This is a genomic window from Vibrio zhugei, assembly GCF_003716875.1.
Classification (GTDB): Bacteria; Pseudomonadota; Gammaproteobacteria; order Enterobacterales; family Vibrionaceae; genus Vibrio; species Vibrio zhugei.
Window position 1 is genome coordinate 324,094 of the sequence record NZ_CP033077.1, and the last position, 13,270, is coordinate 337,363.

At 45.6% G+C, this 13,270-nt stretch carries 14 protein-coding genes; 9 read left to right on the top strand and 5 right to left on the bottom strand.

What is annotated here, in order from left to right:
• Nucleotides 1-3: 3 nt before the first annotated feature.
• Complete coding sequence (locus tag EAE30_RS01565; RefSeq protein ID WP_123014355.1) at nt 4-429, bottom strand: GNAT family N-acetyltransferase; 426 nt, start codon at nt 427-429, stop codon at nt 4-6.
• Nucleotides 430-626: 197 nt separating this feature from the next.
• Here EAE30_RS01565 and EAE30_RS01570 point away from each other — a divergent pair, with 197 nt between their 5' ends.
• Nucleotides 627-1,307, top strand: coding sequence for a DUF1007 family protein (locus EAE30_RS01570; protein WP_241967562.1), 681 nt, complete (start codon nt 627-629; stop codon nt 1,305-1,307).
• Nucleotides 1,308-1,320: 13 nt separating this feature from the next.
• Nucleotides 1,321-2,400: a nickel/cobalt transporter gene (locus EAE30_RS01575; RefSeq protein WP_123014356.1), complete on the top strand. Its 1,080-nt coding sequence runs from the start codon at nt 1,321-1,323 to the stop codon at nt 2,398-2,400.
• An 86-nt stretch (nt 2,401-2,486) separates the two neighbouring features.
• Here the strand turns inward: EAE30_RS01575 and EAE30_RS01580 are convergent, their stop codons facing one another.
• The 3 genes from EAE30_RS01580 to EAE30_RS01590 form a co-directional block, all read right to left on the bottom strand.
• Nucleotides 2,487-3,557, bottom strand: coding sequence for an FAD:protein FMN transferase (locus EAE30_RS01580; protein WP_123014357.1), 1,071 nt, complete (start codon nt 3,555-3,557; stop codon nt 2,487-2,489).
• Between the two features lie 232 nt (nt 3,558-3,789).
• Nucleotides 3,790-4,296 (bottom strand): HD domain-containing protein, encoded by a 507-nt coding sequence (locus EAE30_RS01585; protein WP_199287037.1) that lies wholly within the window; start codon nt 4,294-4,296, stop codon nt 3,790-3,792.
• A gap of 33 nt (nt 4,297-4,329) precedes the next feature.
• The gene (locus EAE30_RS01590) at nt 4,330-5,214 is read right to left on the bottom strand and encodes an AEC family transporter (RefSeq protein ID WP_123014358.1); all 885 of its coding nucleotides are present in this window, start codon (nt 5,212-5,214) and stop codon (nt 4,330-4,332) included.
• Nucleotides 5,215-5,833: 619 nt separating this feature from the next.
• On the opposite strand from EAE30_RS01590, the gene EAE30_RS01595 reads away from it, so the two are divergent.
• From EAE30_RS01595 to EAE30_RS01610, 4 genes are all read left to right on the top strand, one after another.
• Entirely contained in the window at nt 5,834-6,403 is a 570-nt protein-coding gene (locus EAE30_RS01595) for a protein kinase family protein (protein WP_123014359.1), read from the top strand.
• A 483-nt stretch (nt 6,404-6,886) separates the two neighbouring features.
• Nucleotides 6,887-8,251 carry an ethanolamine permease gene (gene eat / locus EAE30_RS01600; protein WP_123014360.1) on the top strand — a complete coding sequence of 455 codons (1,365 nt, stop codon included), beginning with the start codon at nt 6,887-6,889 and terminating at the stop codon, nt 8,249-8,251.
• A 200-nt stretch (nt 8,252-8,451) separates the two neighbouring features.
• Complete coding sequence (locus tag EAE30_RS01605) at nt 8,452-8,817, top strand: hypothetical protein (RefSeq protein WP_123014361.1); 366 nt, start codon at nt 8,452-8,454, stop codon at nt 8,815-8,817.
• A gap of 104 nt (nt 8,818-8,921) precedes the next feature.
• Complete coding sequence (locus EAE30_RS01610; protein ID WP_123014362.1) at nt 8,922-9,110, top strand: hypothetical protein; 189 nt, start codon at nt 8,922-8,924, stop codon at nt 9,108-9,110.
• Nucleotides 9,111-9,196: 86 nt separating this feature from the next.
• On the opposite strand, the gene EAE30_RS01615 is transcribed toward EAE30_RS01610, so the two are convergent.
• On the bottom strand, nt 9,197-9,727 hold the full coding sequence (locus EAE30_RS01615; protein WP_123014363.1) for an RNA-binding S4 domain-containing protein: 531 nt from the start codon (nt 9,725-9,727) through the stop codon (nt 9,197-9,199).
• Between the two features lie 220 nt (nt 9,728-9,947).
• On the opposite strand from EAE30_RS01615, the gene pnuC reads away from it, so the two are divergent.
• From pnuC to ushA, 3 genes are all read left to right on the top strand, one after another.
• On the top strand, nt 9,948-10,667 hold the full coding sequence (pnuC, locus tag EAE30_RS01620) for a nicotinamide riboside transporter PnuC (protein WP_123014364.1): 720 nt from the start codon (nt 9,948-9,950) through the stop codon (nt 10,665-10,667).
• 9 nt (nt 10,668-10,676) lie between these two features.
• Nucleotides 10,677-11,399 (top strand): nucleoside phosphorylase, encoded by a 723-nt coding sequence (locus tag EAE30_RS01625; RefSeq protein ID WP_123014365.1) that lies wholly within the window; start codon nt 10,677-10,679, stop codon nt 11,397-11,399.
• 160 nt (nt 11,400-11,559) lie between these two features.
• Nucleotides 11,560-13,245, top strand: a complete 1,686-nt coding sequence (gene ushA / locus EAE30_RS01630) for a bifunctional UDP-sugar hydrolase/5'-nucleotidase UshA (protein ID WP_123014366.1) — start codon at nt 11,560-11,562, stop codon at nt 13,243-13,245.
• Nucleotides 13,246-13,270: the final 25 nt, after the last annotated feature.

Here is a 13,270-nt window from a genome sequence, read left to right on the forward strand (position 1 = left end):
TTGTCATTCAGGCGATATCACGGTTGCCATTGTTATCAAAGACTCATCACGCCCTGTGACCGAAAATCCAAGACGCTCATATAACGCTTTCGCTGGATTGTTCGCGAAGACTCGCAACCGCAATTCTGCTCTCTTCGCTTGTTGGCAATAACGCTTAGCAAACTTGAGGGTTGCAGCACCTACTCCCTGATTACGATACTTCTCACCGATCTGTAAATCTCGAATGTAAACCGCATTGTCATCATGGCTAAAACGAATGACGCCTACGCGCTGGCCACTCTGATAAATTTCAAAATTATCAAAACTCTGCCATGAAGCATCAAAAATGTGATCATCCCAAGTGATGCCATACTGGTCATAATACCCTTGCATATTCGCCAAGGTCAGGGTTCGTGCGAACTCTTTATCGTCGGTCGGTAACCACTCCATTGCTTTCTACCTCTGCTTAAAACATTCCTTTAATATCGATACCTTACCCCTATTTCACCCTGTAATCCAACGTGAAACGCTTTTTCTTCCGTTCCGATTACAGATAAGCAGGATGACACTTGCTTGACTGTCTTTTACACAGAAATATGTTATAACGTCCGGACTTCCCTAAATGCTACTACTATATAAGAGTTATCGTGTTGTTTGACTGGCCCAGATTACGCGCTGTCGCGCCCAAAATGTTTCTCTCTCGCTCTTGGTTGTCCTTGCTCGGGTTATTGGCTTTTGTTCCGAGTAATGCGCATGCTCATCCCCACTCATGGGTAGATATGACCACAAAAATCAACGGTACTGACCAAGCCATCACCGGGTTTTCCATGATTTGGGAATTTGATCCGATGACGACCGCCTATCTCTTTGATGGCGAAGATATGTCCAAGGCTCATCGCGCGGCAACCATGCAGAAACTGGCTGACAATATGATCAAAAATATGCTCAGCACTCACTACTTTACCTATTTTTATCAACATAAAACCACACCGATACGGTATAAAACTGCGCGAAACGCCGTGTTGACCTCACATCGAGGTAAAGCCACGCTAACCTTCGACTTGCCTCTAACACAGCCGTTTAAGTTCACCAACGCTCCCTTGAATCTCCTCATTTTTGATCCAACGTATTATGTGGACATGTCTTGGAAAGGCCGAAAGAACATTCAACTTTCTCCCGCTTTAGAGCAGCATTGCCAATATAAAATTCTTGCCCCTAATCCCACTCCCAAAGAGGTGGCTTACGCGAGTAATTTGCCCGCCGATGCCGACCCCGATAATACGTTGGGACAGCTTTTCACCCAAAAACTCACACTGACTTGCCACTGAGAGGACGTTACCAATGTCGCACACTCATGAGCCGCCTTCGCCTAGCACTGCTGCAATAGACACCATGACGCCGCCACAAAAAAAACGGTATTTAACGCTCAGCCGTACCGTGACTCTTGCTGTCGTGACCACAACCCTCGCGATTCTGATCCATTTTATCTATATTATGTGGCCACATATTTTGATCATGAGTGTTCAATGGCAACGCTCCTCGGTCGACCAATTGAGTGATTTAATCTACGATTCCGTGCAAAGCCGCACCGCCATGTATTCTCTGATTGAAGTGAGTTTTCTCTATGGCATTTTTCATTCATTAGGCCCAGGACACGGTAAGCTCATTGTCAGCACGTATCTTGCGACCAATCCCGCCAAAGTCAAAATGGGATTGATGATAACGGTGGTGTCAGCGCTTGTTCAAGCGTTGGTTGCCATTGGTGTGGTGTCGGTATTTTTATTTGTGCTCAAGCAGACCATGCGTCATGTGAACGCGTTTGTCGGCCAAATTTTCTCCCTCAGTTATGTCGGTGTATTACTGATTGGCGCCATCATTTTCTATCAAGGAATGCGCTACTTCTATAAGCAATGGCGAACAAGTCATCGCCATCATGACCATTCGCCCCATGACACGACGCACCATCATGAGCACCATCATGAACATGAACATGAACATCATATCCACGAAGACGGCAGTTGCAGTTGCAGTTGCGGTCATAAACATATTGCTACGCCAAACGAGATCAATCGCGCGAAAAGTGTGCGCGAATATGTCGCCATCATTATGAGTATTGGTATCCGGCCCTGCACTGGGACCATCTTGGTATTGTTCTTTGCCAACTTAGCGCATCAATACTGGGTGGGAGTATTCAGCGCGGTCATCATGTCGGTAGGCACCGCATGTACCACTTCAGCTATTGCCTTAGCCACCGTGTCAGGGCGTCAATTTGTACAGCGCTACCTCAAAGACGATCAGCAACACTTTCCGTGGATTGCCCCCACATTGCGTCTTCTTTCTGGGGCGACATTAATGTTGGTCAGCTATGTCCTGTTTCATCAAAGCGGTTTTGGCGTCTCGCCGATCTTCAATGTTCATTAACATGCCCTAAGCCCAGTTCACCGCTAAAAAAGCCCGCTATCATAGGCGGGCTTTTTGTGTGTTTTAGCGTATTGAAGAAGTTACGCTTAATTCGGCTCGTCTTGAGAAAAACTCACGCGCTGAGACTTGAGCAGCGCTTCGCTAGAGAAACTCTTCGCGTCTTTCTCAGTACCACGAATGAAAAACACCTCGAGGTTTTTACGCAACGCGACCGCTTTACCCACTTTCGGGCCTAAACATAGCATCGCCGTTGCCCATGCATCTCCGATTTCAGCATCATCACTAAAAATAGACGCAGAAGACAAATCGTGCGTCACAGGTGAGCCAGTACGAGGATCCAAAATATGCGGGTATTCTTTACCATCTTTATCAAAGGAGTGATGGTAGGTTCCTGACGTATTCAACGTCACCCCTTTCTCGTCATTAATTGTGACGATTTTATAAGGCTTGATTCCATCTTCTAACGGAATAGGACGTTCAATCGCCACACGCCACTTCTGTCCATCGGGCTTGTGACCACGGATCTTCATATCACCGCCAAATTCGACAAGATAGTTAGTAATACCATCCGACTCTAAAATATGACTCAATTGCTTGATGGTATAACCTTCTCCCATTGACGAGAAATCAAGTTGAACATTTGGCAATGTTTTACGTATCCGCATGCCACTGTGATCCACTTGAATTTTATCCAATCCCATTTGCTTTTTAACCTCGGTGATTTGCTCCGCGGTAGGTACAACTAAGGTTCCTTTTTGAAAACCCCATAATTGGAATAACGGTGACACCGTTGGATCGTAACAGCCTTGAGTATCACGATTAATGACGCGTGATAAATCAATTAAATGGATGAAGTCTTTAGATGCTGGCTGCCAGTTGGTGTTTTTTTTCTGATTGAAACGTGAAATGTAAGAATCATCGCGATAGGTAGAAAGCTCTTCATCGATCATATCGAGCTTAGTTTGAAATTGTTTCTTGATGGTTTTCTTATCGATATCTTTGGTGGTCCAGTAACTAATATGGTAACTGGTGCCTTGAGCAAAACCTTGGATCTTCTGCATTTCAGGAGGTTGATTACACGCGGTTAATCCTGCGCTTACTAGCCCTACAAGCAAAATATTACGGCATAATTTTGAGGTAGCATGACGGTTATTCATGGAATTAAAGCAACCCTGTTCGATGTACACATGCCCAACAAGAGATCAGAGGTGACGCACATTGATGCGTTGATAGCATCACTGCTCTCGATGGGGAGGAGAATAAAGTTGGTGCAGAGTCTAACGGTTCACTGCTTATTTTGCGACCCTTATTACTGCTCTCGTTCAAGATAATTTCAATACGTGTATAAAATCGACATATTTTGATGAATTTTATAGCGTTAAAACGCGTTTACGACATCTTGGGCAAATGAGTCATGACAATATGAATCTGATCCCACAGGTGTTCACATAAATCAGGCCGATAGACTGAGGCGACAAATTGCGCATGTTCACGCTGATAGGTCGCGATTTTTTCTTGGTCTTGCGTCACACTGCACATACGAAGGTTGGCTAAGCGATCAGCGGCTTTCACCAACAACGCCAGCTCTAATCGGCCGCTCACTTGCGCCATTTTATGATACGTACGTGCTTTTTTGATCGCTCGATTGTCGCCCGGTTCATCAGTAAGAATGGCAACACACGCGGCAATGTATTCACCAAAGTGCTCCGCGACTAACGACACACTGGCCTGCGTGTCTTCAATCACATCGTGAAGATAGGCAACAGTCACGGCATCGCTTCCATAAGGCAGACACAACAAGGCCACCATATCCAAATGGTAAACGTAAGGATCACATCCATAGCGTTGCTCACCATGGTAATGTTGTGCAAACGCACGCGCCGGATGATTCATCATAATTCTGGTCTCTACTCAATTACGTCTAATTCATTAGTTCATGACAAACATTTTAATGATGACGAGCGCGCACAACGCGGTCGGTAACGTCAAAAATGTCAGTCCAGCAACATCGTTCACTGGGCCTTTATAACGCGTGGCAAAAATATAATTCAGCACCGCCACTGGCATACAAAACGCAATCAGTAAGTTCGCCGTATGTAAGGGCGATAATCCGAGAGCCACAGCCGCTAGCCATGCCATCGACATTCCCATAATCGGTCGGTAACACGCCAAAAAGATCAAACGTCCCCATTTTGCCTCATGCACTTTCATATGCGCGAGCGACCGCCCTAGCATCAGTAACATAATCGGCACAGTAATACTGCCGAGCATATCAAATACCGTTAACATAAAAGCCGGAATTGGCATGCCGCTTCCCATGATTAGGGCCCCGACGATCAGCGAAATCACTGGTGGGTTCGCCAGCAAACGACGCGCATTAAAGCTGCCGGACATCATACCGATGCCCAGCGTAAAATGACTGATTTCAATGATGGATGAAATAATCACCGCCCCTGCTAATCCTTGCTCGCCGAGCAACGCATAAGCGATCGGGATGCCCAAATTCCCAGTATTAGGATTCACCAATACCGGTAAGTAATAGCGTGCGGGCAGTTTCATGACTTTAAGTACCACCAGTGATAGGACCACCATCGCCCCTAATGCAGCAGCGGCCGCGATGACTAACTTTCCCATCCCCATGAAATCAATATGATCGCCCAGCATGGAATGCATAAGAAGTGCGGGCATCCCAACATTAACAATCAGCTTAGGTAAGTTCGGATCATCTAAATACTGAGTCTTTTTACTTAACAGCGTACCGACTAATGCGATAATCAAAACAGGTAAAATCGCAGAAATGAATGCGGCGAACATATTATCCCTATTTAAGCTCAATCAATATGAAAACGGTATGCTAACACGCTTGGGCGCAAGACACCCATTATTGTTATGATTTATTCTGGCGAAACAGTAAGCAATTCATCGACTTGATGAGTCCTCTATCGATACGATTTACGAGTCAGAATGCGTCCATAAAATACTCAGAACATGACACGCGTCACTCGGCTTTTTTACGCCCAAAAATGCACCCAATCCATCATGTGATTGGCCCGTAAACGCCGTCTGTCACACGATTAACCCGCGATTAACATCCCGAAAAATGCAATTTTTTGATAAAAATCAGCGCCCCAGGGCCTCTTTATCAGTAAGTTTGTTAGTACTATGCAACATATTCTGCAGTCGCCTCTCATTTGATTGTAAATAAATGTATACGAATAGATCTCTTACCCATAAAGGAGTAAGATCAACATCACAAAATTCGAACTAATATCGAATCCCGCATTGAAGCGATGTATTGAGCACCGCGACGATGCAGCAACGTTGTCTATTTATAAGGTGAAACCATCATACTGCTTGGTAAAGTATCCAATCCATCATTATGTGGATTAGGCTTTTTAGATGAAAAAGCACTCTTAAATAAGGCTATTCGACTATGCAACACTCTCAATTAACAATCGATAAATGCGTTATCGATGGCGTATACGAAACCAATAAAATGCTGTTAAAAATTGGGGATGATATCGTCACAAAATTTTTCAAACCAAAATCTAGCACTCCTCGACGCTACGCAATCGAAAAAGAAGCATTGTCAAGATTGCAAGGTATCGCCGGCATCCCTGTCCTATACGGTGTGGATGACCAAAAACACGTGATCCGTATGTCTCGCTTATCGGGTGAGTCTGCACATACTCTATCACCGGAACAAATCATCACGTTAACTACTATCGTGAATAATATGCTTAATGCGGGAGTTGCTCGTCATTCAATGCCGATCCGCGATATTGTTGTTGATGAAAATGGAACCTTAGGGTTAGTGGATTTTGAACGTGCCACGTTACGTCGTCGCTCATGGAGTCCGATTTGGCGTATCGCGCGTAAAGTATCGTTATATCACCTCTATCGACTCATTGCTGAGCATCAGCCGCAAATGTTGTCTGAAACGCAACGTAAGTTGGTGGAATTAGGCGGAAAAGTTCGACGCATCGGACGTATGATACGCTAAACACTCTGCACCCATTACCTCAGTCCTTTTATACTCCTTTTTCTCTGCGGTAATCATTGTGGATACTAAAAGCCCTAATTGTTAGGGCTTTTTTATATCTACTATTCCTACTTTTCCCGAACACTCACTCTCATACCTAACACAGTAAAACGTGCACAGTGAAAGTGCACAGCACTGCCATAGCGTGTCAACTTGGTTCAATCTCCCCCCTCCACGTCAAATGGCGAGAGGAAACAAATCAGTGTATCTCTCTTTTTAGCGACCTCATGATATGACACGGTAGATAAAAATGTGGCAAATAAGATGAGAACCACTCTTCGACACTGAATATTGTTCACGTTCTTAAAATCGGTATGAGTTTCGCTAGCACTGCGTAAGTAAGAATGAACAAGTCAGTCCGCGAGATCCAACAAGGACGGCGGATTTGATGCGTAAGGTGGAACACGGACGTGCGTCACCCTCAATTGTTTTCAGGAGATCGATATGACCGCCAAATTACAGAAATCACTCGGAGCGATATCCTTGTGGGGAATCGCCGTTGGGCTCGTAATATCCGGTGAATATTTTGGATGGAGTTACGGATGGGGCGTTTCAGGGACACTAGGATTTCTCGTGACCACCGTCATAGTGGCTTTGATGTACACCTGCTTTATCTTCAGTTTTACCGAGTTGACCACCGCCATTCCACATGCTGGCGGTCCATTCGCGTATAGCCGGCGCGCTTATGGCGAAACTGGCGGACTCATCGCAGGCTTCGCCACATTAATCGAATTTGTCTTTGCGCCGCCAGCCATTGCTTTAGCCATCGGAGCCTATCTCAACGTACAATATCCTCAGTTGGATCCGAAACTTGCGGCATTGGGCGCCTATCTGATCTTCATGCTGCTTAATATTCTAGGGGTCAAATTAGCCGCCATGTTTGAGCTGTGTGTCACCGTATTGGCAGTTGGCGAATTGCTTATTTTCATGGGCGTTGTCTCGCCAGGGTTTAGCCTGAGCAACTTTGTGGCCAATGGCTGGGCGGGAAGCGATCATTTTAGTCTGGGAACCGTATCGGCGATTTTTGCTGCCATTCCGTTTGCGATTTGGTTTTTCCTTGCCATTGAAGGCGCAGCGATGGCTGCGGAAGAGGCCAAGGATCCCAAACGTACCATCCCTAAAGCGTATTTAAGTGGCATCATTACCTTGGTTTTTCTCGCCTTTGGCGTGATGATTTTTGCCGGAGGCTCGGGAGATTGGAGCAAACTCTCTGGGATTAATGATCCCTTACCACAAGCCATGAAAATGGTGGTGGGAGAGCACTCAAATTGGCTCCATATGCTGGTGTGGATTGGCTTATTTGGTTTAATTGCCAGTTTCCATGGCATCATTCTGGGTTACTCACGACAATTTTTTGCGCTCTCCCGTGCGGGCTACCTGCCAAAGAGCTTAAGCAAACTGTCACGTTTTAATACCCCATATCGAGCCACCATTGCAGGGGGCGTCATTGGTATCATTGCCATTTACAGTGATGGCATTGTGGAACTGCAAGGCATGGGACTCACTGCGGCGATGATAACCTTGGCCGTCTTTGGTGCAATCGTCATGTATATCATGAGCATGCTAAGCTTATTCAAACTGCGTAAAACAGAGCCCGACTTACAACGGACTTACCGTGCACCGTTTTATCCTATCGTCCCCGCCATCGCCCTTGGCCTCGCGGTACTGTGCTTAATTGCCATGGTTTGGTTTAACCGTGAAATTGCCCTTTTGTTTTGTCTATTAATGGGAGTCGGTTATCTATACTTCACCCTGACGAAACAGCAGCGAGACAACGCCGAGCAAGATGTCTTGCTCGCGGGTGAGTGACCGAACAGCTCGAATCCCTATCAATAAAAAAGTCAGCTTTCGCTGGCTTTTTTATTCGCTGAGCACACAGCGGCGCCCAAAGCTCACACAACATCACTGACTCATTCTATTCATACCATCAATATACCCACTTCTGGTTATTTTTTATTCAATCATTGGTATTACAATAGCCGCTTTTCCTCACACTGTTCGGAGACACCATGCCCTTTCCTTCCCAACCTATCGATGTGATTTGTGAACAGTGTTATCAAGAGTTTTCTCTGAGTCATAACGAACTGCGCCGACGTTCGTCCGCTCATCAGTTAGTCTGTCCACATTGTCATGAGAACATGACATTGCAAGAAACCATTAGTCAAAAAATCATTCAGCGTGGCGTAACAGTCCTCTTCACCGTGAATATGGTGGTCCTTTTGTGCGTGATAAGCAGCCACCTTATTTCGGAGATCGGCTTATCTCCTTTGATTGGAGTGGGTTGCGTATTGCTGAATGTCCTGATGACGTACTCACGTAAACCAACATCAGTGAGATTGATTTCAACCGCCAAACGAACAACGCTGATGCATTGATTGTCGTCATGCGACACATGCATGTTTGATCAATTTGCCACATTCACTACACTGTTAGTGAACATGGTGTGTCTGTCCACCACTGATCAATGAAAGGAGCGAACATGAACATTCAAGACCGCATTGATAGTATCGAACATGACATTTACGTGGCTTGTTCTGAAGGCAACTACGAACAAGTTGCTAAATTAGAACAAAAATTAGAGTATTTACGAGGTCGTATGGCTCATCCTTTCGACGATGATCCTTACGCGTTAGAGGGGAGAACGTATCTTGATAACGACGAGCTCTAGAACAGAATAACGATAAGGGGAGAGAAAGTCAGACTTTCTCTCCCCTTTTTCATCGATGAACGTTCATCTAAGGTAATGAAGATCCACTAGAAGAAACGAATAGAATTTCGTCCAGTTGACGGTGTTTGCTCAGACTCGTTTTCTTTCGCAGGCTCGTCTTGCTCCGGTGTCGCCTTAGGCTTCATTGGCTCCGCTTTTGCAGACAGCCCACTTTTAGCATTGGACTTTTGCTCTGCGCGCTGCTCTTTTACGGCTTGTTGCTTGGCCGCTTTCTTCGCTTTTTGATCCGCTTTTTGCTGAGCTTTGGCTTTCTCTTTCGCCTTCTCTTTGACTGCAGGATCGGTCACTGGCGCATCACAAATCACGAGATAGAACTCTTGATTAAATTCGACCAGATCACCGTCATACAGTTTGCGACGTTTGCGTGTTTCTAGCTCGCCATTGACCGCAACGAATCCATCAGAGATCGCGTATTTCGCTTCTCCCCCACCGCTGACCGCATCGGCGATCTTCAATACTTTATACAGTTCGATAGGTTGTTCTGAAACTTCGACACCGATGGCTTCAATTTCAATTTCGTCATCGTCGTGTAATGCAACTTGATCGGGTTCTGACATGAATTACTCTCATTATGATTTTGCACGAAGTGTACAAACATATTCTGCAAGTTTAAACCGTTATACGGCATTTATCCTCTTATAATCGTCAAACTAAGCGCCTTTCATTGACTATCGTTGACCACGCGGCGTATTCAGACCGATTCCTGAAATCGATGCCTTGCAGAAATCGTTCAACCAGTAGCATAATGACACTCTATTATGTGTTAAGGATGACCTTATGACCGTTTTTGAGCTGTTCGATATTCACAACACCCTAGTGACCATCCCACTCGGCAGTGGGTACGATATGTCATGGATTGAAGCCATCGGTACGTTATTTGGTTTATTGTGTATTTGGTTTGCAAGCAAAGAAAAAACCATTAACTACCCATTTGGTCTGCTCAACGTGACCTTATTTGCCATCATTTTTTATCAAATCCAACTCTATGGTATTTTACTGCTGCAAGTGTTTTTCTTTGCCGCCAATGTGTATGGGTGGTACGCATGGACTCGTACAGATGATAACGGTGAGACCTTATCAGTCCGTTGGATGACTCCGAGCAAACAAACCGTCGTCGCCGTACTGTCGGTCATCAGTATCGCACTCATGACCATGTATATTGACCGCTTTTTTGCGCTGCTTGCCAACTTCACCATCAACACAATGAACGTCTTTGGTGCCCGCTTAACCCTGCCGACTTTATCGCCTGATGCCTTTCCATTTTGGGACTCAACCTTAACGGTGTTATCCATCGTGGCGCAAATTTTGATGACACGGAAGTACGTTGAAAACTGGATTCTCTGGGTTGTGGTCAATGTAATCAGTATCGGGGTGTACGCCGCACAAGGAGTCTATGCGCTTGCTATCGAATACGTCATTTTACTCTTTATTGCTTTAAACGGCACACGTGAGTGGGTGAAGACCGCCTCCAGTAACGCCGAAGCAAATCAACAATAAGGACATTTTATGAGCATGCAACCTCACATCGCCATCGATTCAGTGTCACCTTTGGTGATTGTCTGCGGGGAGCCGGACCGCGTTAATCGCATCGCATCACTGTTACAAGATGCCGAAGCGATATCAGAACATCGCGAGTTTCGTATCTACCAAGGCACGTATCGCAATAAGTTGATCACCGTTTGCAGCACCGGGATTGGCGCCCCATCAACATTAATTGCTTTAGAAGAACTCATTCTTTGCGGGGCTAAATCCATTATTCGGGTCGGCTCTGCAGGTGCCATACAACCCAATATTGGTTTAGGCGATCTGGTGATTGCGGAAGGTGCGGTCCGTGATGACGGTGGCTCACAAAGTTATGTCGATAACGTCTACCCAGCCTACGCAGATTTTCGTTTACTGAACCGCATTGAAAGCTTCGTGAAAACACTCGATCGCCCGAGCCACTTTGGGGTTGTACGTTCACATGACAGCTTTTATCGCGATGATGAACTCACCGTCTGCCACTACTGGAATCAATACGGTATCTTAGCCGCGGATATGGAAACCGCAGCGCTGTTAACCGTTGGCCGCCTGCGTGGAGTGCAAGTCGCCGCGATTCTTAACAATGTCGTGTTGTATGATCACGATGTGAAAGACGGAATCCAACAGTATGCTGATGAAGACACGGTTATGATGGATGGCGAGAGACTGGCTGCCAAAGCCGCATTAGAAGCACTGACATCTCTGTGATAAAACAGGCACATTATATGCGTTATGTTTCATTTAACATCATATAAATGTGATCATAATCATAAAACAGTACATGATGTAAATTTGTGTCAAAGTATGTCAACAAAACATCACTTATCTCGTTTAAATTAGGCGCTTCAATATTGCAAAGGGATTTTCCATGACTCTCAATCGCCTAATACTTGGGATAACCATCGCCTTTTCACTCGCGGGATGCAACCAAACCACCGAGCAAGCCGCGAACTGTGAACAAGCCGACTCTTGTATCAAATTTACCATTCTACATACGAACGATAACCACGGTCGCTTCTGGAAAAATGACCACGAAGAATACGGCATGTCAGCGCGTAAGACATTAATTAATCGCATTCGCAATGAAGTCGCAGAAAGTGGCGGTTCGACGCTGGTTTTCTCCGGTGGTGATATTAATACTGGCGTTCCTCAGTCGGCTCTTCTTGATGCGGAGCCTGATTTTATCGGTATGAATGATATCGCCTACGATGCCATGGCGGTCGGTAACCATGAGTTTGACAACAGTTTAGATGTTCTAGAAAAGCAGCGAAATTGGGCAAACTTCCCAATGCTAGCGGCCAACATTTACGATAAGTCGACAAATAAGCGCTACTTTGAACCGTATAAGATTTTCAAAGTACAAGGATTAAACATCGCTATTGTCGGATTAACCACGCAAGACACAGCGAAAATCGCAAACCCTCAATATATCCAATCGATTGAGTTTCGTAATCCAACCACCGAACTCAAATCGGTTATCCAAGAATTAGACGCTAACAAAAAAGCCGATCTGGTCTTTGCTGTGACGCATATGGGCCACTATCTCAATGCAATGCATGGTGCCAATGCCCCCGGCGATGTCACACTTGCACGCAACATGGCTCCCGGAGAATTAGACGGCATTATCGGTGGGCATTCGCAAAACCCAGTCTGTATGAAAGCGGGCACCAACGATAAAGAATACGCCGTGTTTAAACCTGGTGATGCGTGCATGCCAGATCGCCAGAATGGGGCATGGATCATGCAAGCCTATGAATGGGGAAAATACGTCGGTCGTGCTGACTTTGAATACTACAACAATGAGCTGCACCTCGCTTCTTATGCATTGGTGCCCGTCAACCTGCGCAAGCTTGATGACAAAGGCGAGCGTACCGATGAGTTTGCACAAACCTACATTCCTGAAGATACGGCGCTGTTTGAACGATTAGAAGTGTTTCAAAAACAAGGCGAACAAAAACTCAGTGAAAAACTCTCCAGTACGAATGGTAAACTTGATGGCGAGCGCTCCAGTGTCCGATTCAAGCAAACCAACCTTGGCGTCTTAGTGGCTCGCGCCCAATCCACTGGCATCGCTGACTTTGGCATCGTCAATGGTGGCGGTTTACGTGCGTCCATTGAGAAGGGAGACATCACTTACAATGACGTTTTAACCGTGCAGCCATTTAGTAACCAAGTCGCGTTAAATACCATGAAAGGCTCCAAACTGGAAGACTACCTCAGCAAAGTGGCCACGATTCAACAAGATTCCGGCGGCTACGCCCAGTTCGATGGCATTGATATGACCGTCGATTGTGCGAATCAATCCGTCGACATTCATGCGATAGATGGTAAAAGTTATGATGCTCAAAACACGTATACCTTTACCGTACCTGACTACAATGCGAACGGCGGCGATGGCTACCCTAAATTGAATTATCAACCAACCGGTAATGTCGATTCGGTGGTTTTGTATGACTACTTAAAAGCTCACCCTTCCATTGATACCGCACAATATGATCCCGGTTCACATATTGTGTATATCAACTCAAGCAGTAACAATGGTTGCGCGCCATAGGCCGTGTTATGAAACAAAAAAACCG